This window comes from Dryocola sharpae, from assembly GCF_051307055.1.
GTDB lineage: Bacteria > Pseudomonadota > Gammaproteobacteria > Enterobacterales > Enterobacteriaceae > Dryocola.
The window spans coordinates 4,136,010-4,162,123 of sequence record NZ_CP149994.1; the positions used below are offsets into that span (position 1 = coordinate 4,136,010).

At 54.2% G+C, this 26,114-nt stretch carries 24 protein-coding genes, 4 tRNA genes and 1 riboswitch; of the genes, 10 read left to right on the forward strand and 18 right to left on the reverse strand.

The annotated features are described in order from the left end of the window. Positions 1–9 precede the first annotated feature (9 nt). From hupA to nudC, 5 genes are all read right to left on the reverse strand, one after another. The gene (hupA, locus tag WLO31_RS19715; protein ID WP_002445246.1) at positions 10–282 is read right to left on the reverse strand and encodes a nucleoid-associated protein HU-alpha; all 273 of its coding nucleotides are present in this window, start codon (positions 280–282) and stop codon (positions 10–12) included. A 186-nt stretch (positions 283–468) separates the two neighbouring features. Then, a complete protein-coding gene (locus WLO31_RS19720; RefSeq protein WP_435928210.1) occupies positions 469–1,059 on the reverse strand; it encodes a YjaG family protein in 591 nt (196 codons plus the stop codon). A 34-nt stretch (positions 1,060–1,093) separates the two neighbouring features. Further along, the gene (gene nfi, locus WLO31_RS19725) at positions 1,094–1,774 is read right to left on the reverse strand and encodes a deoxyribonuclease V (protein ID WP_435928211.1); all 681 of its coding nucleotides are present in this window, start codon (positions 1,772–1,774) and stop codon (positions 1,094–1,096) included. Positions 1,775–1,786: 12 nt separating this feature from the next. Then, complete coding sequence (gene hemE / locus WLO31_RS19730; RefSeq protein WP_435928212.1) at positions 1,787–2,851, reverse strand: uroporphyrinogen decarboxylase; 1,065 nt, start codon at positions 2,849–2,851, stop codon at positions 1,787–1,789. A 32-nt stretch (positions 2,852–2,883) separates the two neighbouring features. Beyond that, entirely contained in the window at positions 2,884–3,663 is a 780-nt protein-coding gene (gene nudC / locus WLO31_RS19735; RefSeq protein WP_435928214.1) for an NAD(+) diphosphatase, read from the reverse strand. A 97-nt stretch (positions 3,664–3,760) separates the two neighbouring features. Between nudC and rsd the strand changes: the two genes are divergently transcribed. From rsd to WLO31_RS19785, 10 genes are all read left to right on the forward strand, one after another. After that, positions 3,761–4,264: a sigma D regulator gene (rsd, locus tag WLO31_RS19740; protein ID WP_435928215.1), complete on the forward strand. Its 504-nt coding sequence runs from the start codon at positions 3,761–3,763 to the stop codon at positions 4,262–4,264. A 51-nt stretch (positions 4,265–4,315) separates the two neighbouring features. Further along, a riboswitch (TPP riboswitch) is annotated at positions 4,316–4,425 on the forward strand. Positions 4,426–4,513: 88 nt separating this feature from the next. Continuing rightward, on the forward strand, positions 4,514–6,418 hold the full coding sequence (gene thiC, locus WLO31_RS19745) for a phosphomethylpyrimidine synthase ThiC (protein ID WP_435928216.1): 1,905 nt from the start codon (positions 4,514–4,516) through the stop codon (positions 6,416–6,418). Beyond that, positions 6,415–7,053 carry a thiamine phosphate synthase gene (thiE, locus tag WLO31_RS19750; protein WP_435928217.1) on the forward strand — a complete coding sequence of 213 codons (639 nt, stop codon included), beginning with the start codon at positions 6,415–6,417 and terminating at the stop codon, positions 7,051–7,053. The genes thiC and thiE overlap by 4 nt, the downstream gene beginning before the upstream one ends. Next, positions 7,046–7,801, forward strand: coding sequence for a HesA/MoeB/ThiF family protein (locus tag WLO31_RS19755; protein ID WP_435928218.1), 756 nt, complete (start codon positions 7,046–7,048; stop codon positions 7,799–7,801). Before thiE ends, WLO31_RS19755 begins: the two co-directional genes overlap by 8 nt. Then, complete coding sequence (thiS, locus tag WLO31_RS19760) at positions 7,785–7,985, forward strand: sulfur carrier protein ThiS (protein ID WP_435928219.1); 201 nt, start codon at positions 7,785–7,787, stop codon at positions 7,983–7,985. Before WLO31_RS19755 ends, thiS begins: the two co-directional genes overlap by 17 nt. A gap of 1 nt (position 7,986) precedes the next feature. Continuing rightward, entirely contained in the window at positions 7,987–8,766 is a 780-nt protein-coding gene (locus tag WLO31_RS19765) for a thiazole synthase (RefSeq protein ID WP_435928220.1), read from the forward strand. After that, on the forward strand, positions 8,766–9,896 hold the full coding sequence (gene thiH, locus WLO31_RS19770) for a 2-iminoacetate synthase ThiH (RefSeq protein ID WP_435930675.1): 1,131 nt from the start codon (positions 8,766–8,768) through the stop codon (positions 9,894–9,896). The genes WLO31_RS19765 and thiH overlap by 1 nt, the downstream gene beginning before the upstream one ends. 325 nt (positions 9,897–10,221) lie before the next feature. Then, positions 10,222–10,527, forward strand: coding sequence for a PTS sugar transporter subunit IIB (locus tag WLO31_RS19775; RefSeq protein ID WP_435928221.1), 306 nt, complete (start codon positions 10,222–10,224; stop codon positions 10,525–10,527). A gap of 7 nt (positions 10,528–10,534) precedes the next feature. Next, positions 10,535–10,852 (forward strand): PTS lactose/cellobiose transporter subunit IIA, encoded by a 318-nt coding sequence (locus WLO31_RS19780; RefSeq protein WP_435928222.1) that lies wholly within the window; start codon positions 10,535–10,537, stop codon positions 10,850–10,852. Between the two features lie 171 nt (positions 10,853–11,023). Next, positions 11,024–11,449, forward strand: coding sequence for a GFA family protein (locus WLO31_RS19785; protein WP_435928223.1), 426 nt, complete (start codon positions 11,024–11,026; stop codon positions 11,447–11,449). Positions 11,450–11,526: 77 nt separating this feature from the next. Here the strand turns inward: WLO31_RS19785 and rpoC are convergent, their stop codons facing one another. From rpoC to WLO31_RS19850, 13 genes are all read right to left on the reverse strand, one after another. Next, on the reverse strand, positions 11,527–15,750 hold the full coding sequence (gene rpoC / locus WLO31_RS19790) for a DNA-directed RNA polymerase subunit beta' (protein WP_435928224.1): 4,224 nt from the start codon (positions 15,748–15,750) through the stop codon (positions 11,527–11,529). Between the two features lie 75 nt (positions 15,751–15,825). Then, positions 15,826–19,854: a DNA-directed RNA polymerase subunit beta gene (gene rpoB, locus WLO31_RS19795; RefSeq protein ID WP_435928225.1), complete on the reverse strand. Its 4,029-nt coding sequence runs from the start codon at positions 19,852–19,854 to the stop codon at positions 15,826–15,828. A gap of 324 nt (positions 19,855–20,178) precedes the next feature. Beyond that, a complete protein-coding gene (gene rplL / locus WLO31_RS19800) occupies positions 20,179–20,544 on the reverse strand; it encodes a 50S ribosomal protein L7/L12 (protein WP_435928226.1) in 366 nt (121 codons plus the stop codon). Positions 20,545–20,610: 66 nt separating this feature from the next. Continuing rightward, a complete protein-coding gene (gene rplJ, locus WLO31_RS19805) occupies positions 20,611–21,108 on the reverse strand; it encodes a 50S ribosomal protein L10 (protein WP_012882962.1) in 498 nt (165 codons plus the stop codon). Positions 21,109–21,401: 293 nt separating this feature from the next. Continuing rightward, positions 21,402–22,106 (reverse strand): 50S ribosomal protein L1, encoded by a 705-nt coding sequence (gene rplA / locus WLO31_RS19810; protein WP_435928227.1) that lies wholly within the window; start codon positions 22,104–22,106, stop codon positions 21,402–21,404. A 3-nt stretch (positions 22,107–22,109) separates the two neighbouring features. Continuing rightward, positions 22,110–22,538 (reverse strand): 50S ribosomal protein L11, encoded by a 429-nt coding sequence (gene rplK, locus WLO31_RS19815; protein ID WP_435928228.1) that lies wholly within the window; start codon positions 22,536–22,538, stop codon positions 22,110–22,112. 154 nt (positions 22,539–22,692) lie between these two features. Continuing rightward, a complete protein-coding gene (gene nusG, locus WLO31_RS19820; protein WP_002438628.1) occupies positions 22,693–23,238 on the reverse strand; it encodes a transcription termination/antitermination protein NusG in 546 nt (181 codons plus the stop codon). Position 23,239: 1 nt separating this feature from the next. After that, positions 23,240–23,623 carry a preprotein translocase subunit SecE gene (secE, locus tag WLO31_RS19825; protein ID WP_435928229.1) on the reverse strand — a complete coding sequence of 128 codons (384 nt, stop codon included), beginning with the start codon at positions 23,621–23,623 and terminating at the stop codon, positions 23,240–23,242. 232 nt (positions 23,624–23,855) lie between these two features. Continuing rightward, positions 23,856–25,040 carry an elongation factor Tu gene (gene tuf / locus WLO31_RS19830; protein ID WP_435928230.1) on the reverse strand — a complete coding sequence of 395 codons (1,185 nt, stop codon included), beginning with the start codon at positions 25,038–25,040 and terminating at the stop codon, positions 23,856–23,858. Positions 25,041–25,151: 111 nt separating this feature from the next. Beyond that, a tRNA-Thr gene (locus WLO31_RS19835) sits at positions 25,152–25,227 on the reverse strand. A gap of 5 nt (positions 25,228–25,232) precedes the next feature. Then, positions 25,233–25,307: transfer RNA gene (locus tag WLO31_RS19840), tRNA-Gly, on the reverse strand. Positions 25,308–25,568: 261 nt separating this feature from the next. Continuing rightward, a tRNA-Tyr gene (locus tag WLO31_RS19845) sits at positions 25,569–25,653 on the reverse strand. 10 nt (positions 25,654–25,663) lie between these two features. Next, positions 25,664–25,739 (reverse strand) — tRNA-Thr (locus WLO31_RS19850). Positions 25,740–26,114 lie beyond the last annotated feature (375 nt).

Genomic DNA, 26,114 nt, shown 5'->3' on the forward strand with positions numbered 1-26,114 from the left:
ACGCGTTAATTACTTAACTGCGTCTTTCAGCGCTTTACCAGAAACAAATGCCGGCACGTTAGCCGCGGCGATTTTAATTTCTTTACCGGTCTGCGGGTTGCGGCCAGTACGCTCAGCACGGTGGTTCACTTTGAAGGTACCGAAACCGACCAGTTGTACAGCATCACCTTCTTTCAGAGACTCAGTAATTGCAGCCAGAGTGGATTCCAGAGCAGCTTTAGCCTGTACTTTAGACAGGTCAGCCTTGTCAGCAATTACATCAATCAGTTGAGTCTTGTTCATAAGTTATCCTTACAATGTGTTTATCGCTTGCTAAGCATCGAGTGCGACGGAAATGCCTGAAAAGCACTCTCCTGCATACACGCACCGATAGCCACTTTTTTTCGCCCCACAAATGTAGACCAGACGGGGGGCTAATTGGAAGCCTCCAGGCCCTACAAATCAGACTGTAGGTCACGTTTTGTTGTCTTACTGCTGCAAATTTATACCGATGTTGCTGCTGCCGGCCTCGCGAAGGTCCGCGCGTAATCCTTTGATCAGCTCGATATCTCGTTCTTCGCAGTCGGCCAGCAGGCGGAAAATCTCCCACTGAATGTCCCATTCCTCTTCCACCGCCGGGTTCGCCCGCAGCTCTTCATCGGTCATTTCACGACCTGCCTGCGTCATTTCGAGCATCGCTACGGTGGTGATTGAGGACTTGCTGACTTCGATAGCGTGCTCCAGCGTTTCGCCTGAAAGACGAGAGTGAAGCAATTCGCTCAGCGCCACACAGGCATCGATAGCCGGCCAGACGCCGTAAATATCATAGTCGTCAGCGGAGGGAATTGCCTCTTCCAGTTTTTCCAGCTGATTCTCAAAATTCACCTTCGCGTCTTTTACCGTCAGCGTTTCCCAGATGAGATCGACAATACGACGATAAAGCTGGGCATCGCCAAAGCCGGTTTGCTGGCAGAACATGGCGTAGTTGGGATACATGCGCTCGCATAAAGAAGCCATAAAAGTGACGTGCTGCCAGCTTTCCAGCCTCTCCAGGCGCAAATGAATTGGGTTTTGTAACATAAAGATGTCTCAAAGACGGAAAATTAGCGGCAGTTTACCCTAATCCCCCTTGAATTGCTTGCCACCGCACGAAAGCCGGACGGCCTGATGCAACGGCGTCCGCCCAACGTGTAGGCTCCGGTAAACGGTAACCCGCCATGCATCTTTGCACCCATAGCAGCGCGGTGTCGGTGCTCACACGGTGCCCGGTCGCCACGAAGAGAGGATTGCAACGTTTTTTGCTGCGCCAGACCCAGGCAAGCTGCTCGCCTTTATCGATGAGCGGCTGTTTCTCACCGATTTCATCGCCCAGTGGCTCAAAGCGCCCGCATAGCCGCTTTTTGGCGACGCCGATGGTTGGCACATCTACCAGCAGCCCAAAGTGGCTGGCAACGCCGAGACGACGCGGGTGCGAGATGCCGTGCCCATCGACAAAGAGCAAATCGGGCTTCTGCGAAAGCATCTCCCAGGCCGCAAGCAGCGCGGGATATTCACGAAATGACAGGAAGCCCGGGATATAAGGCATGGTGGTATTAATACGCGCTATTTTGTATTCCACCAGCTCCAGAGAAGGGTATTTTAGCAGCACGATGGCGGCACGCGTGACTTCACCGCCCTGCTCAAATCCCACATCGGCGCCGGCAATAAGCGCCGGAGACTCAACGGCAAAGCGATCCTCGCGGATCACATTTGAGGCCAGTTCGATCTGTTGCTGACGAAGCGCTGCAAGATCCATTCCTTCTCCTTTTTACTGATGATACCGCCCGGACAGGCGGTGAACGGCTTCAACAAACGCACCCGCATGTTCCGGCGGCACGTCCTGGTGAATGCCGTGGCCAAGGTTAAAGACATGCCCTTCGCCCTTGCCGAATCCTTCCAGGATCGTCGAAACTTCTTCTTCAATGCGGGCAGGTGAAGCATAAAGCATAGACGGGTCCATATTTCCCTGCAGGGCAACTTTATGACCTACGCGACGGCGGGCGTCGGCGATGTCCGTCGTCCAGTCCAGGCCCAGCGCGTCACAGCCGGTCTCCGCCATGGCTTCCAGCCACTGTCCGCCGCCTTTGGTAAACAGCGTTACCGGCACGCGGCGGCCTTCGTTTTCACGCAGCAGGCCGTCGACAATTTTGTGCATGTAATAGAGGGAGAACTGCTGATAGTCGCGCCCGGTCAATACGCCGCCCCAGGTATCGAAAATCATCACCGCCTGCGCGCCTGCTTTGATCTGGGCGTTAAGATACAGCGTGACGCTTTGCGCCAGCTTATCAAGCAGCAGATGCAGGGCCTGCGGATCGGCATACATCATTTTTTTGATGACGGTGAAAGCCTTGCTGCTGCCGCCTTCCACCATATAGGTCGCCAGCGTCCACGGGCTACCGGAGAAGCCGATCAGCGGCACCTGGCCTGCCAGGTTTTTACGAATGGTGCGTACCGCGTTCATCACATAGCCCAGCTCATCTTCCGGATCGGGAATCGGCAGCTTTTCCACGTCGGCACGGCTGGTAACCGGCGAGGTGAAGCGCGGGCCTTCACCCGCTTCGAAATAGAGACCAAGCCCCATCGCATCCGGCACGGTGAGGATATCAGAGAAGAGGATCGCCGCATCAAGCCGCATACGCCGCAGCGGCTGCAGGGTCACTTCGCAGGCCAGTTCGGCATTTTTGCACAGCGACATAAAATCGCCGGCCTGAGCGCGGGTAGCTTTGTATTCCGGCAGATAACGTCCCGCCTGCCGCATCATCCATACCGGCGTGATATCTACAGGCTGTCGCTGCAGGGCGCGCAGGTAACGATCGTTCTTCAGTTCAGTCATGTTTGCATTTCCTTTGGCTGTATGCCGCCAGTTTACCACGTCCCGTACTCCGCCCGACAGGCAGCAACGGTATCCTCAATCAAACGACGCGCCACGGTGCCGGCAGCAGGTATGAGCGGCAGCTGGTCGTAGCGATACCATTGCGCATCCAGCAACTCTTTCGGGTCGATTTTAAGGTCACCGCTGTGATATTCCGCCATAAACGCCGTCATCAACGATTGCGGGAAAGGCCAGGGCTGCGAGGTCACGTAACGCAGGTTTTTCACCCGGATGCTGCTCTCCTCCATCACCTCACGGGCGACGGCCTGTTCGAGCGTTTCACCAACCTCAACGAATCCGGCCAGTACGGTATAAACCCCGTTGCGATGGCGCGTATGCTGGGCCAGCAAAATATGATCGTCGCGGCGAATCGCCACGATGATGCAGGGAGCGATTTGCGGGTAATAGCGTTCATGACAGTGGCTGCACAGCATGGCCCACTCGGTTCTGCTTGCGTGCATCTCGTGCCCGCAATAGCCGCAAAACTTATGGGAACGATAGAATTCAGCAAGCTGTACGCCGCGTCCTGCCAGCTGGAACAAACCGGCGTCCCGATCGATGACCTGCCGCACCGAGCCCATCTCCTGGCGGCGATTTTGCTGAACCAGCCAGACCGGCTCGCCCTCCCATTCGCCGATGTGCCTGCCTTCCACGCCGTCGAGCTGAAAGTCTGTTGCCGCGCCATGAGGCAGCTCGCCTTTTGGCAGCCACAATTTTTGCTCGTGGCTGACGATAAACCAGCCATGGTCTGATTTTTGAATTACACGTTCCATAACCTGGTGCACATCCCCTTCGACACTGGTATAAATGATAGTCGTTACAGTTTTTTGGGTAAGTTTGCGTTAAATCTTATAACTCACGGAGTCAATCATGCTTAACCAGTTAGAGAGTCTGACTGAGCGCGTTGGTGGTAGTAATGAGTTAGTCGACCAATGGCTTTATGCCCGCAAACAGTTGCTGGTGGCGTATTACAACATGGTCGGGATCAAGCCTAACAAGGAATCGCATTCCGCGCTTGATGAAAAGGCACTGGATACGTTTTGCCACAATCTTGTCGATTACCTTTCCGCCGGGCATTTCAATATTTATGAGCGCATTACCGACGAAATGGAAGGCGCCAGTCCACTTTTAGCCGCCACGCAAATCTACCCGCAGTTGGAAGCCAATACTCAGCAGATCATGGAGTTCTACGATACCAATCTGGAAAGCGCCATTGATGATGATAACTGCATTGAGTTCCAGCAGGCGCTGTCTGGCATCGGTGAGGCGCTGGAAGTACGTTTCTCGCTGGAAGATAAGCTCATTGAGCTGGCCTACGCCAACAACCTGCACAGCAGCGCAAACGATGCCAGCGGCCTTGCACGCCCGGCTTGAGTTCTGCGCTGTTAACGAGTAAGTTACAAACCGATCCGTAGCAATACGGGTTTCTTCTTGTCGGAGTGCCGAGTGCGAAAGCACCGGCTGAGACCGTTAATTCGGGATCCGCGGAACCTGATCAGGTTAAAACCTGCGAAGGGAACAAGAGTAATTCTGCCTTTGGGTGCATCCGTTCTTCGGTTATCCCATATCCATTACTCCATCCGTCGTCTGACAAGCCACTCCTGAAAAACACTGGAATGAGCTATGTCTGCATCTGAAAAAAAACCAACTCGTCGCGAACAACGCGCGGCCGCCCAGCATTTTATCAATACGCTCGAAGGCACCGCTTTCCCTGGCTCGCAGCGCATCTACCTGACCGGCTCGCGGGAAGATATCCGCGTGCCGATGCGTGAAATCCAGCTCAGCCCAACGATGACGGGCGGCAGCAAAGATAATCCACACTACGAACCCAACGACGCGGTGCCGGTTTACGACACCTCCGGCCCGTACGGCGATCCGGATATCGCCATCGATGTGCTGCGCGGTCTTTCGCCGTTACGCAGCGGCTGGATTGAAGAACGCGACGACTGCGAAACGCTGACCGATCGCAGCTCCGCTTACACCAAAGAGCGCCTGGCTGACGACGGCCTGGACGATCTGCGCTTTGCAAACCGCCTCACGCCGCGCCGCGCTAAAACCGGCCAACGCGTGACCCAGCTGCATTACGCCCGGAAAGGTATGGTCACGCCAGAGATGGAGTTTATCGCCGTGCGCGAAAATATGGGGCGCGAGCGTATTCGCGATACCGTCTTACGCCACCAGCATCCGGGCGAAGGCTTTGGCGCCCGCCTGCCGGAAAACATTACGCCGGAATTTGTGCGCGACGAAGTGGCGGCAGGCCGGGCGATTATCCCCGCCAACATCAACCATCCTGAATCTGAACCGATGATTATCGGACGCAACTTCCTTGTGAAGGTCAACGCCAACATCGGCAACTCGGCGGTGATCTCTTCTATTGAAGAGGAAGTGGAAAAACTGGTCTGGTCCACCCGCTGGGGTGCGGATACGGTGATGGATCTCTCCACCGGCCGTTATATTCATGAAACCCGCGAATGGATTTTACGTAACAGTTCGGTGCCAATCGGCACCGTGCCAGTTTATCAGGCGCTGGAAAAAGTAAACGGTATCGCCGAACAGCTGACCTGGGAAATGTTCCGCGATACGCTGCTGGAGCAGGCCGAGCAAGGCGTTGACTACTTTACCATCCATGCGGGCGTGCTGCTGCGCTACGTGCCGATGACCGCTAAACGCCTCACCGGCATCGTCTCACGCGGTGGCTCAATTATGGCGAAGTGGTGCCTGTCTCATCATCAGGAGAACTTTCTCTACGAGCATTTCCGCGAAATCTGCGAAATCTGCGCCGCCTATGACGTTTCGCTTTCGCTGGGCGATGGCCTGCGCCCGGGCTCCATTCAGGATGCCAACGATGAAGCGCAGTTCGCCGAGCTGCATACGCTGGGCGAGCTGACAAAAATCGCCTGGGAATATGACGTTCAGGTGATGATTGAAGGCCCGGGGCACGTGCCGATGCAGATGATCCGCCGCAACATGACGGAAGAACTGGAGCACTGCCACGAAGCGCCGTTCTACACTCTCGGACCGCTAACGACCGATATCGCACCCGGCTACGATCACTTTACGTCAGGTATTGGCGCGGCGATGATCGGCTGGTTTGGCTGCGCGATGCTTTGCTACGTCACGCCAAAAGAGCATCTGGGCCTGCCAAACAAAGAGGACGTTAAGCAGGGGCTGATTACTTACAAAATTGCGGCGCACGCCGCAGACCTGGCAAAAGGCCATCCCGGCGCGCAGATTCGCGATAACGCCATGTCGAAAGCGCGTTTCGAATTCCGCTGGGAAGATCAGTTTAACCTGGCGCTCGATCCCTTCACCGCACGCGCCTGGCACGACGAAACGCTGCCGCAGGAGTCGGGCAAAGTCGCCCACTTCTGCTCAATGTGCGGCCCGAAATTCTGTTCAATGAAGATCTCACAGGAAATCCGCGATTTCGCCGCGAAGCAGGAAGCCATTGAGGTCGGCATGGAAGATATGTCGCACTCCTTCCGCGCCAAAGGCGGTGAGATTTACCTGCGCCAGGAGGAAGTATGACGCCTGCTCCCGCCTTTCCTGCCGTACCGCAGCGGCTGGGGCTTTACCCGGTTGTGGATAGCGTGGAATGGATTGCCCGCCTGCTTGAGGCGGGCGTTCGCACCCTCCAGTTACGCATCAAAGACAAACGTGACGAGGAGGTCGAAGCCGACGTTATCGCCGCCATCAGGCTCGGCCAGCGCTTTGAAGCGCGGCTGTTCATTAACGATTACTGGCGGCTGGCTCTCAAGCACCGCGCTTATGGCGTTCATCTGGGCCAGGAGGATCTGGAGGTGGCAAATCTGGATGCCATTCGCGAAGCGGGGCTGCGTCTGGGGCTTTCCACGCACGATAATATGGAAATGGAGCGCGCGCTGGCTGCGCGTCCTTCTTACATCGCGCTCGGACATGTCTTTCCGACCCAAACCAAACGGATGCCTTCTTCTCCACAAGGGCTGGCGCAGCTCGCCGCGCATGTCAAAACCCTTGGCGCTTATCCAACCGTGGCGATTGGCGGCATCAGCATTGACCGTGTTCCTGCCGTGCTCGCGACAGGCGTGGGTAGCGTAGCGGTTGTCAGCGCTATAACACAGGCGGCAGACTGGCGCGTGGCAACGGCGCAGCTGCTTGAACTCGCAGGAGCAGGCGATGAATGACGCTGATTTTATGCGCTACAGCCGCCAGCTGCTGCTTGAGGATGTCGCGCTTGAGGGGCAGAAAAAACTGCTCGCCAGCCGCGTTCTCATCGTTGGGCTGGGCGGGTTAGGCTCTCCGGCTGCGCTTTATCTTGCCGCCGCGGGCGTTGGCACGCTGATTCTGGCGGACGATGACAACGTGCATATCAGTAATCTCCAGCGCCAGATCCTGTTCACTTCGCAGGATATCGACCAGCCAAAATCGCAGGCGGCCCGGCGCCATCTTCAGCAGCTTAATCCTGGTATCGAATTACAGATAATAAGCGAGCGTTTGCATGGGGAGCCGCTCGGTCAGGCGGTCGGCAACGCCAGCCTGGTCCTTGACTGCAGCGACAATATGGCCACACGCCAGGCGATTAACGCTGCCTGCGTTACGCAAAATAAACCGCTAATTTCTGCCAGCGCCGTGGGCTTTGGCGGGCAGCTGATGGTGCTAACGCCGCCCTGGGACAACGGCTGTTATCGCTGCGTCTGGCCGGACGAGAACGAGCCGGAGCGAAACTGCCGTACCGCGGGCGTGATGGGTCCCGTCGTCGGCGTGATGGGCACGCTGCAGGCGCTTGAAGCCATCAAACTGCTCACCGGCATGGTGCCCGCGAGTGGTTCACTGCGGCTGTTCGACGCCCGTCAGCATAGCTGGCGCGCGCTGAGCATGCAAAAGGCCGCCCGGTGTCCGGTTTGTGGGGGAGCAGATGCGCATCCAGTTTAACGATGAACCAATGCAATGTGCCGATAACCTTACGCTGGCGAAGCTGCTGGAAAACTTACGTTTACTCAAGCCGGGCGTCGCGCTGGCCATAAACCAGACGATCGTTCCACGGGAGCTTTGGGATGACCATTTGCTGCGCGATGGCGACCAGATCCTGCTTTTTCAGGCCATTGCCGGAGGTTGATATGCTGCAGATTGCTGATAAAACGTTCTCTTCCCACCTGTTTACCGGGACCGGGAAATTCTCATCACCTGAGGTGATGGCCGACGCCATTCGCGCCTCCGGCTCGCAGCTGGTAACGATGGCGATGAAACGCATCGATTTAAAAAAGGATAACGACGCGATTCTCGCTCCGCTGCTGGCGGCAGGCGTGCAGCTGCTGCCTAATACCTCCGGCGCGAAAACCGCGGATGAAGCCGTATTTGCAGCACGGCTGGCCCGCGAAGCGCTTGGCACGCGCTGGATAAAGCTGGAAATCCACCCGGATGCGCGCTACCTGATGCCCGATCCCATCGAAACGCTGAAAGCGGCCGACATGCTCGTCAGACAGGGGTTTGTCGTGCTGCCGTATTGCGGCGCGGATCCGGTTTTGTGCCGGCGCCTGGAAGAAGCGGGATGCGCCGCCGTGATGCCGCTCGGGGCGCCCATTGGCTCAAATCAGGGTTTGCAGACGCGCGCTCTGCTGGAAATGATAATCGAGCAGGCAACGGTGCCAGTAGTTGTGGATGCGGGAATTGGCGCCCCGAGCCATGCCGCCGAAGCGCTGGAAATGGGCGCTTCTGCCGTTCTGGTGAATACCGCGATTGCCGTAGCACGCGATCCGGTGCAGATGGCGCGAGCTTTCCGGCTGGCGGTAGAGGCCGGCGCTACTGCTTCGCAGGCAGGATTGGGTTCGCGCCACCAGCGGGCTCAGGCTTCCAGCCCGTTAACGCAGTTTCTTCAGTTCAGCCAGGAGGGCGCGTGATGGCGGCCACTTTCACCGACCGCTGGCGCGAGCTGGACTGGGACGACATCACGCTACGCATCAACAGCAAAACGTCGGCAGACGTTGAGCAGGCGCTAGGCAGCCGGAAAATGACCCGCGACGATCTTATGGCCCTGCTTTCTCCGGCGGCCAGCCGCTATCTCGAACCGCTCGCTCAACAGGCACAGCGTTTGACCCGTCAGCGTTTCGGCAACACCGTCAGTTTTTATGTGCCGCTGTATCTTTCTAATCTCTGCGCCAACGACTGTACCTATTGCGGTTTTTCAATGAGCAATAAGCTTAAGCGCAAGACGCTGGACGAGCATGAGATTGCAAGAGAATGCGAGGCGATACGCACGCTGGGATTTGAGCATCTGCTATTGGTCACCGGCGAACACCAGAGCAAAGTGGGCATGGATTATTTCCGCCAGCATCTGCCCGCAATCCGCAGCCGCTTCAGCTCGCTGCAAATGGAAGTGCAGCCGCTGGACGAGCATGAATATGCGGAGCTGAAAACGCTCGGCCTGGACGGCGTGATGGTTTACCAGGAAACCTATCATCAGGCGGTGTACGCGCAGCACCATCTGAAGGGCAACAAGCAGGATTTCTTCTGGCGCCTGGAAACGCCGGATCGGCTGGGTCGCGCAGGGATAGATAAAATCGGGCTCGGGGCGCTGATCGGGCTGTCGGATAGCTGGCGTACCGACTGTTTTATGGTGGCGGAGCACCTGCTCTGGCTCCAGCAACATTACTGGCAAAGCCGTTATTCAATTTCGTTTCCTCGCCTGCGGCCCTGCACCGGCGGAACGGAACCCGCGTCGGTGATGAGCGAAAGCCAACTGGTACAGGCTATCTGCGCTTTTCGCCTGCTGGCGCCCGACGTCGAGCTTTCGCTGTCTACCCGCGAATCACCGTGGTTTCGCGACAGCGTTATTCCGATTGCCATTAATAACGTGAGCGCATTTTCTAAAACCCAGCCGGGAGGCTATGCCGATAACCATCCTGAGCTTGAGCAATTTGCTCCGCACGATGGACGGACGCCGTCGCAGGTCGCGGCTGCTTTATCCCGCTCCGGCTTACAGCCCGTCTGGAAAGACTGGGATAGTTTTCTGGGAAGAACCTCGCAGTAACGATGTAATTTTGCGCCAGAGAGCAATAAGTTTCAGGGCGCTGCCGAAAAGGCTGTAACCCGGCGTTGCCGTAACGAGCTGCAAAAAATATTGTCACTCCGTCGGACTTTGCATCCGACCGGGGTGGCAACCTTCCCTTCCCATTACCGCCCCGCCCTTCGCGAATTCAGCACAGACTTTTTTACGGAAAAACAAGCGCTGTAACCGGTTTCAGGATTTCGACGATTCTTTTGTGATACCTGACACACAATCACGTTAAAGCGGTTGTTGGAGTGCCGTCCCACGGATAATTATCTCTCTATCCAACGGACACTGAGAGCAGATTATGAAAAATATCGTTTTGTGTTGTGCTGCAGGTATGTCTACCAGCATTCTGGTTCAACGAATGAAAGACGCAGCGTCAAAGAAAGGAATTGAGGTTTCTATCAAGGCTGTTCCTGTTGCAGAATTCAAAGACAATATCGACGCCGCTGACGTTGTGCTTCTCGGTCCTCAGGTTAAATATGAGCACGCCAGGCTTCAGGCTATCGCCGAGCCGATGGGCAAAACCGTCGCCGTTATCGATATGATGGATTACGGCATGATGAAAGGCGACGTGGTGCTCGATAAAGCTTTAAAACTGATGGAGTGATGAAGACGTGGAAGATTTAGAATCAATTATCATGGAGTTGCTGGTCAACGCCGGTAGCGCACGTAGCCAGGCACTGACGGCATTGCAGCTCGCGCGCAAAGGAGATTTCGACGCGGCAGAGCAAGCGATGGAAGAGTCCCGGGAATTTGTGAAGCATGCTCACAAAATTCAAACCCAGCTTATCGGCCTGGACGAAGGTTCCGGCAAACTGCCTGTTAATTTGATCACCGTTCACTCGCAGGATCACCTGATGAATGCCATGGTCATTCAGGATCTGGCAGGCGATATGATTGAGCTGTACCGCCGCCTGCCGCTCATTAACTGATTGCATCCCTGTTCAGACATGAAAATGCTCGCCCGGCGGGCATTTTTATTTCCCGCTTTAAAGCTCCTTACGTAACGCCTGCTTCCATCGTCACAAAACTTATCCGTTATTGTTCTATGCTTTTTTAGTGTTAAACCCGGGGCGCAGCGCTAAATAACAGGAGCATGAGAAATGGCTGAAGATACAACTATCCTGAACGGAAAATGCCACTGCGGGGCCGTACGTTTTGCAGCCACGCTAAGTGATGGCCTTCGTTCTGTACGCCGCTGTAACTGTTCGTATTGTCGTATGCGCGGTGCCGTGGTTGCTTCTGCGGAAATGGGTGGGATCGTTATCCTGCAGGGAGAAGAGATGCTGACCAGCTATCGATTTAATACCGGCACCGCGCAACATTTTTTCTGCTCGCGTTGCGGAATCTACACTCATCATCAGCGGCGTTCTAATCAGAATCAGTATGGGGTGAACGTGGCCTGCCTGGAGGGAATAAGCCCGTTCGACTTTCCGGAAGTACCTGTGATGGACGGCGTAAATCATACCAGCGATACCGGTAAACCAGAGCGTCAGGCAGGGACGCTGCGTTTTATCGCCGAAGAATAATTACGTCCGTTGTCGGAAAAAGCATATAAAAAAACCCGCCGAAGCGGGTTTTTAATTTAGCGTTGGCTCACGAACGATTACTCGTTGTCATTGCCGCCCAGGCCTGCATTCAACAGTTCTGCAAGGCTTGCAGAAGCGTCTTCAGCGGTAACCTGAGGTGCCGCAGGGATTTCACCCGCAGCCCGACGGCGCATACGATCCTGGTGGTACGCATAACCGGTACCGGCCGGGATCAGACGACCCACGATTACGTTCTCTTTCAGGCCGCGCAGTTCGTCACGTTTACCCGCAACGGCTGCTTCGGTAAGCACACGAGTGGTCTCCTGGAACGACGCCGCGGAGATGAAGGACTCGGTTGCCAGAGAGGCTTTGGTGATACCCAGCAGATCGCGTGCATAGGAGACGTTGATCTTGCCGTTCGCTTCCAGTTCGCGGTTAGCGATCTTGATGCGGGAGTATTCAGCCTGCTCGCCTTCCAGGAAGTCGGAGCTGCCGGCGTTAACGATGGTTGCTTTACGCAGCATCTGACGCACGATGACTTCGATGTGCTTATCGTTAATCTTAACGCCCTGCAGACGGTAAACGTCCTGCACTTCGTTGGTGATGTAACGGGTCACAGCATAGACGCCACGCAGACGCAGAATGTCGTGCGGAGACTCTGGACCATCGGAAACCACGTCACCGCGCTCCACGCGTTCACCTTCGAACACGTTCAGCTGGCGCCATTTCGGAATCATCTCTTCGTAAGCATCGCTGCCGTCGATTGGGGAGATAACCAGACGGCGTTTGCCTTTGGTTTCTTTACCAAACGAGATGATACCGCTGATTTCAGCAAGGATCGCAGGCTCTTTCGGACGACGCGCTTCGAACAGGTCAGCAACGCGCGGCAGACCACCGGTAATATCCTTGGTACCGCCGGATTCCTGAGGAATACGCGCCAGGGTATCACCCGCACTGATCTGAATGCCATCTTCCAGCTGCACAATCGCTTTACCCGGCAGGAAGTACTGGGCAGGCATATCGGAGCCTGGGATCAGCACGTCGTTGCCCTGAGCATCAATAATCTTCAGCGCCGGACGCAGGTCTTTACCACCCGCGGTACGTTCTGCGGAATCCAGAACCACCAGGGATGACAGGCCGGTCAGTTCGTCGGTCTGACGAGTAATGGTCTGGCCGTCGATCATGTCGGTGAAGCGAATGAAGCCGCTTACCTCGGTGATAACCGGCATGGTGTGCGGATCCCAGTTCGCTACGGTTTCGCCCGCTGCAACCTGCTCGCCATCGCCCTTCGCCATTACCGCACCGTAAGGAACTTTATAGCTCTCTTTGGTACGACCGAATTCGTCGATCAGCTTCAGCTCGGTGTTACGGGACGTCACCACCAGCTTGCCGGTAGAGTTCACAACCGACTTCGCGTTGCTGAGCTTGATGCTGCCTTTGTTCTTAACCTGAATGCTGGATTCAGCAGCGGAACGGGATGCCGCACCACCGATGTGGAACGTACGCATCGTCAGCTGTGTACCAGGCTCACCGATGGACTGTGCCGCGATAACCCCGATGGCTTCACCTTTGTTGATGATGTGACCACGTGCCAGGTCGCGACCGTAGCAGTGTGCACACACGCCGAAGTCGGTTTCGCAACCTACTACGGAACGTACTTTTACGCTGTCAACAGAGTTAGCTTCCAGCAGGTCACACCATTGCTCGTTGAGCAGGGTGTTACGGGTTACCAGAATATCTGCAGTGCCGGGCTTGAGCACGTCTTCAGCCGTAACACGGCCCAGAACGCGATCGCGCAGCGGTTCTTTAACGTCGCCACCTTCGATAACCGGCGTCATCAGGATGCCTTCGTGCGTACCGCAGTCATCTTCGGTCACAACCAGGTCCTGCGCGACGTCAACCAGACGACGAGTCAGATAACCGGAGTTCGCCGTTTTCAGTGCGGTATCCGCCAGACCTTTACGAGCACCGTGGGTCGAGATGAAGTACTGGAGTACGTTCAGACCTTCACGGAAGTTCGCGGTGATTGGCGTTTCGATGATGGAACCATCTGGTTTCGCCATCAGACCACGCATACCTGCCAGCTGACGAATCTGTGCCGCAGAACCACGCGCACCGGAGTCGGCCATCATGTAGATGCTGTTGAAGGAAACCTGCTGCTCTTCCTGGCCGTCACGGTTAATAACGGTTTCAGTTTGCAGGTTGTCCATCATCGCTTTGGATACGCGATCGTTCGCCGCAGCCCAGATATCGATAACTTTGTTGTAACGCTCGCCTGCGGTAACCAGACCGGACTGGAACTGCTCCTGAATCTCAGCAACTTCTGCTTCGGCTTCAGAGATGATTTCAGTTTTCTTCTCCGGGATGACCATATCATCGATACCAACGGATGCGCCTGAACGCGCTGCATAAGCAAAGCCGGTATACATTGTCTGGTCAGCGAAGATTACGGTCGGCTTCAGCCCCAGAATGCGATAACAGGTGTTCAGCATTTTGGAGATAGCTTTCTTGCCCAGCGCCTGGTTGACGATGGAGAAAGGCAGACCTTTCGGTACGATCATCCACAGAATCGCACGGCCAACGGTCGTATCGATCAGGCTGGTTTTCGCAACGAACTCGTCGTTTGCATCTTTTTCATACTCGGTGATACGCACTTTTACACGCGCATGCAGAGAGGCCAGGCCTGCGCGATAAATACGCTCAGCTTCTTTCGGGCCGGTCAGCACCATGCCTTCGCCTTTGGCGTTAACACAGTCACGGGTCATGTAGTACAGACCCAGTACAACGTCCTGAGAAGGAACGATGATTGGCTCGCCGTTCGCAGGGGACAGGATGTTGTTGGTAGACATCATCAGCGCACGCGCTTCCAGCTGGGCTTCAAGCGTCAGCGGAACGTGTACTGCCATCTGGTCACCATCGAAGTCGGCGTTATAGGCCGCGCAAACCAGCGGGTGCAGCTGGATAGCTTTACCTTCGATCAGTACCGGTTCAAATGCCTGGATACCCAAACGGTGCAGGGTTGGCGCACGGTTCAGCAGTACCGGGTGTTCGCGGATAACTTCATCCAGGATATCCCAGACGATCGCTTCTTCGCGCTCAACCATTTTCTTCGCGGCTTTAATGGTGGTAGCAAGACCACGCAGCTCCAGCTTGCCGTAGATGAACGGTTTGAACAGCTCCAGCGCCATTTTCTTCGGCAGACCGCACTGATGCAGACGCAGGTATGGACCTACGGTGATAACAGAACGACCGGAGTAGTCAACGCGTTTACCCAGCAGGTTCTGACGGAAACGACCCTGCTTACCTTTGATCATATCGGCCAAAGATTTCAGAGGACGCTTGTTAGAACCGGTGATCGCACGACCGCGACGGCCGTTATCCAGCAGGGCATCTACCGCTTCCTGCAGCATACGTTTTTCGTTACGTACGATGATGTCAGGCGCGGCCAGATCCAGCAGACGCTTCAGACGGTTGTTACGGTTAATAACGCGACGATACAGATCGTTCAGATCCGACGTGGCGAAACGACCGCCGTCCAGCGGTACCAGCGGACGCAGATCCGGCGGCAGAACCGGCAGAACGGTCAGGATCATCCACTCTGGCTTGTTGCCAGACTGCACGAACGCTTCCAGCAGCTTGATACGCTTGGTCAGCTTTTTACGTTTGGTTTCGGAGTTGGTTTCGTTCAGCTCTTCACGCAGAGTTTCACACTCCTGCTCCAGATCCATGCTTTTCAGCAGGGCCTGAATAGCTTCCGCACCCATCTTCGCATCGAATTCGTCACCGAACTCTTCCAGCGCATCCAGATACTGCTCTTCAGTCAGGATCTGACGACGCTCGAGGTTGGTCATCCCGCCTTCGATAACGACATAAGATTCGAAGTACAGCACGCGTTCGATATCGCGCAGCGGCATATCTAACAGCAGGCCGATACGGGATGGCAGCGATTTCAGGAACCAAATGTGCGCAGTTGGGGAAGCCAGTTCGATGTGGCCCATGCGCTCACGACGCACTTTAGTCTGGGTCACTTCAACGCCGCACTTCTCGCAGATTACGCCACGGTGTTTTAAGCGCTTGTACTTACCGCACAGGCACTCATAGTCTTTTACTGGCCCAAAAATACGGGCGCAGAACAGACCGTCACGCTCAGGTTTGAACGTACGGTAGTTAATGGTTTCCGGCTTTTTAACTTCACCGAAAGACCATGAACGGATCATGTCTGGCGAGGCCAGAGCAATTTTGATCGCATCAAACTCTTCGGTTTTAGTTTGCGCTTTCAGAAACTTTAATAAGTCTTTCACGGATTTGCTCCCGTCGGAGTTAGCACTCTGTGATGCCCGGCGTTAGCCGGGCACCCTGGACCTTTTGAGCAACGATTACTCGTCTTCCAGCTCGATGTTGATACCCAGCGAACGGATCTCTTTCAACAGTACGTTGAAGGATTCCGGCATGCCCGGTTCCATCTGATGATTGCCGTCCACGATGTTTTTATACATCTTAGTACGGCCGTTCACGTCATCAGACTTAACGGTCAGCATTTCCTGCAGGGTATAGGCAGCGCCGTATGCTTCCAGCGCCCACACTTCCATCTCACCGAAGCGCTGACCACCGAACTGAGCCTTACCACCCAGCGGCTGCTGAGTAACCAGGCTGTAAGAACCGGTAGAACGCGCGTGCATTTTGTCATCAACCAGGTGGTTCAGTTTCAGCATGTACATGTAACCTACGGTTACCTGACGCTCAAACTGTTCACCGGTACGGCCGTCGAACAGGGTAATCTGGCCAGAAGATGGCAGACCGCCGAGTTGCAGCAGCTCTTTGATTTCAGACTCTTTCGCACCGTCGAATACCGGAGTAGCAATCGGCATACCTTTTTTCAGGTTTTCAGCCAGGCGCAGAACTTCTTCGTCGCTGAAGGTATTCAGATCAACCTTCTGACGAACGTCTGTACCCAGGTCATACGCTTTCTGGATGAATTCGCGCAGCTTAGCGACTTCCTGCTGCTGTTTGAGCATCGCGTTGATTTTCTCACCGATGCCTTTCGCAGCCATACCCAGGTGGGTTTCCAGAATCTGACCGATGTTCATACGAGACGGTACGCCCAGCGGGTTCAGTACGATGTCTACCGGCGTGCCGTTTTCATCGTAAGGCATATCTTCGATCGGGTTGATCTTGGAGATAACACCTTTGTTCCCGTGACGACCTGCCATCTTGTCACCAGGCTGGATCTGACGCTTAACGGCCAGATACACTTTCACGATTTTCAGCACGCCAGGTGCCAGGTCATCGCCCTGGGTGATTTTGCGGCGCTTGGCTTCGAGTTTCTTCTCAAACTCGTGCTTCAGCTCGTCGTACTGCTCCGCCAGCTGCTCGAGCTGGTTTTGCTTCTCTTCATCGCTCAGACCCAGTTCCAGCCAGCGGTCACGAGGCAGTTTGTCGAGCTTTTCAGCTTCAACGCCGCCGGCAACCAGCACCGCATGGATACGGGCAAACAGACCAGCTTCAAAGATCTGCAGTTCTTCAGTCAGGTCTTTCTTAGCCTGCTTCAGCTGCATCTCTTCGATTTCCAGCGCGCGCTTGTCTTTTTCCACGCCATCGCGGGTAAAGACCTGCACATCGATAACGGTACCGGAAACGCCGTTTGGTACGCGCAGAGAAGAGTCTTTAACGTCAGACGCTTTCTCACCGAAGATGGCGCGCAGCAGCTTCTCTTCTGGCGTCAGCTGGGTTTCACCTTTCGGCGTTACCTTACCAACCAGAATGTCGCCGCCGGTCACTTCAGCACCGATATAAACGATACCGGATTCATCCAGCTTGGAGAGCGCTGCTTCACCCACGTTAGGGATGTCCGCAGTAATCTCTTCTGGCCCCAGCTTGGTGTCACGAGAGACACACGCCAGTTCCTGGATGTGAATAGTAGTGAAACGATCTTCCTGAACCACACGCTCGGAAACGAGGATGGAGTCTTCGAAGTTGTAACCGTTCCACGGCATGAACGCTACGCGCATGTTCTGGCCAAGCGCCAGCTCACCGAGGTCAGTAGACGGACCGTCTGCTAACACATCGCCGCGTTCAATAGGTTCGCCCAGAGAGACACACGGCATCTGGTTGATGCAGGTGTTCTGGTTAGAACGGGTGTACTTAGTCAGGTTATAGATGTCGATACCTGCTTCGCCCGCATGCATCTCGTCTTCGTTAACTTTGATAACGATACGGGAAGCATCCACGTACTGAACGGTACCGCCACGTTTGGCTACGGCGGTAACGCCGGAGTCAACGGCTACAGCACGTTCCATACCGGTACCAACCAGCGGCTTATCAGCGCGCAGCGTTGGAACCGCCTGACGTTGCATGTTCGCACCCATCAATGCACGGTTGGCGTCATCGTGTTCCAGGAACGGGATCAGGCTTGCCCCGACAGAAACCACCTGCTGGGTGGAAACGTCCATGTAGTCAACCTGGTCGTTGCTGAACAAGCTTGATTCGCCTCTGCTACGGCAGGTAACCAGGTCGTCTACGAAACGGCCTTCTTCATCCAGGTTGGTGTTCGCCTGGGCGATAACATAGTTACCTTCTTCGATAGCAGACAGGTAATGAATCTCGTCTGTTACCACGCCATCAACTACGCGACGATACGGCGTTTCTAAGAAGCCGTATTCGTTGGTCTGCGCATAAACAGACAGGGAGTTGATCAGACCGATGTTCGGACCTTCAGGCGTTTCGATTGGACATACACGACCGTAGTGGGTTGGGTGTACGTCACGTACTTCAAAGCCTGCGCGCTCACGGGTCAAACCACCCGGGCCGAGTGCGGAGATACGACGTTTGTGCGTAATCTCAGACAGCGGGTTGTTCTGGTCCATAAACTGAGACAGCTGGCTGGAACCGAAGAACTCTTTCACTGCGGCAGAGATAGGCTTGGCGTTGATCATGTCCTGAGGCATCAGGGTATCCAGATCGCCTAAAGACAGACGCTCTTTCACCGCACGCTCAACACGTACCAGGCCTACGCGGAACTGGTTTTCCGCCATTTCGCCTACGGAACGGATACGACGGTTGCCGAGGTGGTCGATATCATCCACTTCGCCCTGGCCGTTACGAATCCCAATAAGCTTACGCATAACCTCGATGATGTCGTCTTTGCTCAGGATGCCTGAACCTTCGATTTCATCACGCAGCAGAGAACGGTTGAACTTCATACGACCAACCGCAGACAGGTCATAGCGGTCTTCGGAGAAGAACAGGTTCTCGAACAGGCTTTCAGCCGCTTCACGCGTTGGTGGCTCGCCAGGACGCATCATGCGGTAGATCTCAACCAGCGCGCTTAAGCGATCGTTGGTTGGGTCGACGCGGATGGTCTCGGATATATAAGCGCCGTGATCCAGGTCGTTGGTAAACAGCGTTTCGATACGCTTATGACCGGACTGGCTCAGCTTAGCCAGCAGATCCAAAGACAGTTCCATGTTCGCCGGGCAAATCAGTTCGCCGGTAGAAGCATCAACGTAGTCTTTAGCCGCGACCTTGCCAGCAATGTACTCAACCGGAACTTCGATAAGCTTGATATCGTCTTTTTCCAGCTGGCGAATGTGGCGCGCGGTAATGCGGCGGCCTTTTTCGACATACACTTTGCCGTCAGCTTCGATGTCAAAGGATGCAGTTTCGCCACGCAGGCGTTCCGGCACCAGTTCCATCTGCAGCTTGTTGTCACGGATTTCGAAATTAACTTTCTCAAAGAACAGATCGAGGATCTGCTCAGTGGTGTAGTTCAACGCACGCAGAATAATGGTCGCTGGCAGTTTGCGGCGACGGTCGATACGTACGAACAGGTTGTCTTTCGGGTCGAATTCGAAATCCAGCCAGGAACCACGGTAAGGAATGATACGTGCGTTATACAGCACCTTCCCTGAAGAGTGGGTTTTACCCTTGTCACTGTCAAAGAACACGCCTGGGCTACGGTGCAACTGAGAAACGATAACGCGCTCAGTCCCGTTGATAACAAACGTACCGTTGTCAGTCATGAGTGGAATTTCACCCATGTAGACTTCTTGTTCTTTAATGTCTTTTACGGTGCCTTCCGGCGCTTCACGCTCGTAGATCACCAGACGCAGTTTTACGCGCAGCGGAGCAGAATACGTCACGCCACGGATCTGACACTCTTTGACATCGAAAACTGGTTCGCCAAGACGATAGCTGACGTACTGCAGTTCCGAATTGCCGCTGTAGCTCTGGATTGGGAACACGGAACGGAAAGCTGCTTCCAGACCGTACTGCCCTTCAGGATCTTGCTCGATAAACTTCTGGAACGAGTCAAGCTGGATAGAAAGGAGATAAGGAATGTCCAGCACTTGCGGACGTTTTCCAAAATCCTTACGAATACGTTTTTTCTCGGTATAGGAGTAAACCATAGGGTTCCTCAGCTCGCTGACAAGTCGACCCATCTGTCCGACGAAGGGACAGTTTGTGCAACACTATTTTGTGGACCGGAAAGTGGAACACTTCCCGCAATACCTGTTTCTATCACTCTTAAACCATTTCGCTACGCTTTACCCCGGAACTCCCGGCGTAGAAAGTCGCAGTATATTAAGTCGTCGATAGAGACAAGCATTGAAAGGAAACCAGCAGCCAAACAGTGTGAAACGCTACTGGTGCCTTACAGCGCAAAAAGGCTGGTGACTAAAAAGTCACCAGCCATCAGCCTGATTTCTCAGGCTGCAACCGGAAAGGTTGGCTTATTTAACTTCAACTTCAGCGCCAGCTTCTTCCAGAGATTTTTTCAGAGCTTCTGCGTCATCTTTGCTCACGCCTTCTTTCAGCGCAGCTGGAGCGGATTCAACCAGGTCTTTAGCTTCTTTCAGACCCAGGCCAGTCGCGCTACGTACTGCTTTGATGACGGCAACTTTGTTAGCGCCAACAGCTTTCAGAACGACGTCGAACTCAGTTTTTTCTTCAGCAGCTTCAGCCGGGCCTGCAGCAACAGCTACAGCAGCAGCAGCGGAAACGCCGAATTTTTCTTCCATTGCAGAAATCAGTTCTACAACGTCCATTACGGACATAGCGGATACTGCTTCAATGATTTGATCTTTAGTGATAGACATAACAATTGTTCCTGAAAAACAGAATTAGTTTATACGTAAGCAAATGCGTTAGAAAAGTAAGCGCTATTAAGCAGCTTCTTTCTGATCGCGTACAGCAGCCAGAGTGCGAACCAGTTTGCCTGCGGAGGCTTCTTTCATGGTTGCCATCAGGCGTGCGATTGCTTCTTCGTAAGTTGGCAGAGTTGCCAGGCGATCGATCTGGGCCGCCGGGATCAGCTCACCTTCAAAGGCTGCAGCTTTAACCTCGAATTTTGCATTCGCTTTCGCGAACTCTTTGAACAGACGAGCAGCAGCGCCCGGGTGTTCCATAGAGTATGCAATCAAGGTTGGACCAACAAACGTGTCTTTCAGGCACTCAAACTGAGTACCTTCAACGACGCGGCGCAGCAGGGTGTTACGAACAACACGCATGTAAACGCCAGCTTCACGACCTGCTTTACGCAGTTCAGTCATTTTATCTACGGTAACGCCACGGGAATCCGCAACAACCGCAGACAGCGCGCCTTTGGCTACTTCGCTGACTTCAGCAACAATCGCTTGTTTGTCTTGAAGATTTAAAGCCATTAGCTTTGCTCCTGGATATTAGCCGGGTTACCCCCGGAACTCACTTCACTCATTACCAAAACGATAATGAACGTCGACATACGGTGAGCAGAAACAAGCCAAAGACTATCAAAAATATTCTTCAGGTTCTGTCACCGTCTACGCAGGAAATTAAGCCTCTTGCGAAACACCTGCGGTCTTGGACGGAGGCCTGGATAAGGCCAGGCTCCAACCGAAAATTCTGTGTGCCCTGCAAGCAAGGCAACGGGCGTAAGATTCTAGACTAATCTAACGCCCGCGTAAAGCAGCGATTATTAATTCGCCACCGCGTTCAGACCAGACTGGTCGATCGCAACACCTGCGCCCATGGTGGTGGACAGGCTAACTTTCTTAATGAAAACGCCTTTCGCCTGAGAAGGTTTCGCTTTTTTCAGCGCAACCAGCAGGGATTCCAGGTTTTCTCTCAGTTTGTCAGCGTCAAAATCCACTTTACCGATGGTGGTGTGAATGATGCCGTTTTTGTCGTTACGGTAACGAACCTGACCCGCTTTAGCGTTCTTAACCGCTTCAGCAACGTTAGGGGTTACAGTACCAACTTTCGGGTTAGGCATCAGGCCGCGTGGACCCAGAACCTGGCCCAGCTGGCCAACAACGCGCATTGCATCCGGAGAGGCGATAACAACGTCGAAGTTCATTTCGCCTTTTTTGATCTGGTCTGCCAGATCTTCCATACCTACCAGCTCTGCGCCAGCAGCTTTAGCTGCTTCAGCGTTAGGGCCCTGGGCAAATACGGCTACGCGAACTGAACGGCCAGTACCGTGCGGCAGTACAGTTGCACCGCGTACGTTCTGGTCAGATTTACGAGCGTCGATGCCGAGGTTAACAGCAACGTCAACGCTTTCTACGAATTTAGCAGTGGCCAGCTCTTTGAGCAGAGCAACGGCTTCGTTGATGTCATACTGTTTGGTCGCATCAACTTTGTCACGGATCACGCGCATGCGCTTGGTCAGTTTAGCCATTTCTTAATCCTCCACTACCAGGCCCATGGAACGAGCAGTACCTTCGATGGAGCGAGTCATCGCTTCAACGTCAGAACCAGTCATGTCCGCAGCTTTGGTTTCTGCGATTTCACGCACCTGAGCACGGGTCACTTTACCCACTTTGTCTTTGTTCGGCTTACCGGAACCAGACTTGACACCAGCAGCTTTCTTCAGCAGAACTGCAGCCGGTGGGGTTTTAGTAACGAAAGTGAAAGAGCGATCAGCGTAAACGGTGATAACAACCGGAATTGGCAGACCTTTCTCGATGGAATCAGTTTTGGCGTTAAACGCTTTACAGAATTCCATGATGTTAACACCCTGCTGACCCAGAGCTGGACCAACCGGTGGACTTGGGTTCGCCATACCAGCTGCAACCTGCAGCTTGACGTAGGCTTGTACTTTCTTAGCCATCTAAATTTCCTCTGGTGGGTTATAGCGCCTCAACGAGGCTCCCCGTGAATAAATCGTTTTATGTATACAGGACACATAAAAACAAAAGGCGCGAAATTGTATGCCAATCTCGCGCCTTGTGCAACGATTAATCGCTGCTTTTACAACCTGGCTATTAAGCCTTTTCGACCTGGGCGAAGTCCAGTTCGACCGGCGTAGCACGACCGAAGATAGATACAGAAACCTTCAGGCGGCTCTTTTCGTAATCCACTTCTTCAACTACACCGTTAAAGTCGGCAAATGGACCATCGCTAACGCGGACCATCTCACCCGGTTCGAACAGCGTTTTAGGACGCGGCTTGTCACCAACCTGCTGCAGACGGTTCATGATCGCATCAACTTCTTTATCGCTGATTGGAGCCGGACGGTCAGACGTGCCGCCAATGAACCCCATAACGCGCGGAACGCTACGCACCAGGTGCCAGCTCGCATCGTTCATGACCATCTGGACCAGCACGTAGCCCGGGAAGAATTTGCGCTCGCTTTTACGACGCTGGCCGCCACGGATTTCGACCACTTCTTCGGTCGGCACCATGACTTCGCCAAATAACTCTTCCATGTTGTGCAATTTGATATGCTCACGCAGCGAAGTCGCTACGCGGCCTTCAAAACCGGAAAACGCCTGAACGACGTACCAGCGCTTTTTAGGGGCTTCAGACATCTCAGAACCTCAGGCCAGTAATAAAAGAAACCAGACGGACTAAAATGCCATCCAGCCCCCACAGAATCAGTGACATTACAGCCGTAACGGCGGCCACGATTAAGGTGGTATGCAGCGTTTCCTGGCGAGTCGGCCAAATCACTTTACGTACTTCGGTTCTCGCTTCACGGGCGAAAGCAACGGTCGCTTTGCCTTTCGTCGTCAACAGCGCGACACCGCCCGCTGCAGCAATCATAATAACCACTGCCAGGGCACGCAAAGGCAAGGTCACATCACGATAAAGGTAGTTGCCCACAATCGCTAAAATCAGCAGAACTGCAACAGCCAGCCATTTTATCGTTTCCAGGCCGCGCCCGCTTCCGTGAGCTTCGGTATTCGCACTCATAAACCAACCTGTCACAATATCAGACAAATATTTTTGCCCCGCAGGCGCGAGGCAAACCAAACCGAATTGCTCTTTTCAGGCGCTATTCGGTATCAACGCCATCTTCAGAGCCTGTCTCAGCAATGATTATGAGTAAAAAATCACTGATGAGCCAGGTTCTGGTTCGAGAGCGTACAAAAAGGGCATCAAATGATGCCCTTTTCTTGCGCGTTGCGTCAAATGTTATCAGCGATTAAGCGATAACTTTAGCAACAACACCGGCGCCCACGGTACGGCCGCCTTCGCGGATGGCGAAACGCAGACCGTCGTCCATCGCGATTGGGTGGATCAGGGTGACAACCATTTTGATGTTGTCGCCCGGCATGACCATCTCCACGCCTTCCGGCAGCTCGATGGTACCGGTCACGTCAGTTGTACGGAAGTAGAACTGTGGGCGGTAGCCTTTGAAGAACGGCGTATGACGGCCGCCTTCGTCCTTGGACAGGATATAAACTTCAGATTCGAACTGGGTGTGCGGCTTGATGGAGCCTGGCTTAGCCAGTACCTGACCACGTTCGATTTCTTCACGTTTGATACCGCGCAGCAGAACGCCAACGTTCTCACCGGCACGGCCTTCGTCCAGCAGTTTGCGGAACATTTCAACGCCGGTACAGGTGGACTTGGCAGTCTCTTTGATACCAACGATTTCAACTTCTTCGCCAACTTTAACGATACCGCGCTCCACACGACCGGTAACCACGGTACCACGGCCGGAGATGGAGAACACGTCTTCGATTGGCAGCAGGAACGGCTTGTCGATAGCACGCTCTGGTTCCGGGATGTAGGAATCCAGGTAGCCTGCCAGCTCAACAATCTTCGCTTCCCACTCAGCTTCGCCTTCCAGCGCTTTCAGCGCAGAACCACGAACGATTGGGGTATCGTCGCCCGGGAAGTCGTACTGGGACAGAAGTTCACGCACTTCCATCTCAACCAGCTCCAGCAGCTCTTCGTCATCAACCATGTCGCATTTGTTCAGGAACACGATGATGTAAGGAACGCCTACCTGACGACCCAGCAGGATGTGCTCGCGGGTCTGTGGCATCGGGCCATCAGTCGCAGCAACAACCAGGATCGCGCCGTCCATCTGCGCAGCACCGGTGATCATGTTTTTAACATAGTCGGCGTGGCCCGGGCAGTCTACGTGTGCGTAGTGGCGAGTCGGGGTGTCATATTCAACGTGGGAAGTGTTGATGGTGATACCACGAGCTTTCTCTTCCGGCGCGTTATCGATCTGGTCGAATGCACGGGCAGCACCGCCGTAGGTTTTAGCCAGAACGGTAGTGATTGCAGCGGTCAGCGTTGTTTTACCATGGTCAACGTGGCCGATAGTACCGACGTTAACGTGCGGTTTTGTACGTTCAAACTTTTCTTTAGACATCGATTGTCCCTCTAAGACACGGATAAATCGGTGGTATCACCACATCAACCAGGCTTATGCCTGAATTTGCTGAATGCATTAACAGAAGAAAAACAGGAAGGAGAATAGAAGTGGTGCTGATAGGCAGATTCGAACTGCCGACCTCACCCTTACCAAGGGTGCGCTCTACCAACTGAGCTATATCAGCACATCTGGAGCGGGCAGTGGGAATCGAACCCACATCATCAGCTTGGAAGGCTGAGGTAATAGCCATTATACGATGCCCGCATCTTAGAACTCGGCTACCTGCTTAATTCTGTTTTGAATATGAGAGGAGACCTCTCAGTATTCGAGCCGACTCGCCTGGAGCTTGTCGTCTCGGGCTTCGCGAAGCGTCGCCTTAAATGGTGGTGGGTTCGGGATAAACGATGCTTACGCTCGTTGTCTCACCCTGTTCGACCCGAACCTCAGTCGAAGCTACTCACTTTCCCGACCAGTGCTCATATAAATGATTACTGGTTGGTTCAACCATATCGCTATGGTTAAAAATGGTGGTGGGGGAAGGATTCGAACCTTCGAAGTCGATGACGGCAGATTTACAGTCTGCTCCCTTTGGCCGCTCGGGAACCCCACCAGGCACTTGATGGTGCCGACTACCGGAATCGAACTGGTGACCTACTGATTACAAGTCAGTTGCTCTACCTACTGAGCTAAGTCGGCATCAAGTAGCGCGCATTCTAGGAAGACAGGCGCCGCTATGCAACAAAAAAATCGCATAAAATGCACTACCGCTCACATTTTGCGCGACACATCGAATAATTGATGATTAAACCGCCGTTCCTGGCCAGTTTTTATTCGTAGAATCCAATAGTAACCCCCGGTGCCAACACCAGTGATTACCTTGCGCCTTACGCCAAAACCCGGCTTTCTCTTTTATTGCGCCTGAATCGGGTACCTCAGGTTCATTTTTGTTAAACAAAGTACAGAATGTATAGCGGTGAGCGCGAAGCAGCCATTGTCTGGAACGTGACGCCTCCTCGCTTAAGGATTGAGATTATCGTTTTTTCTTATTATTCTCCCCCATCTGGTGTTACC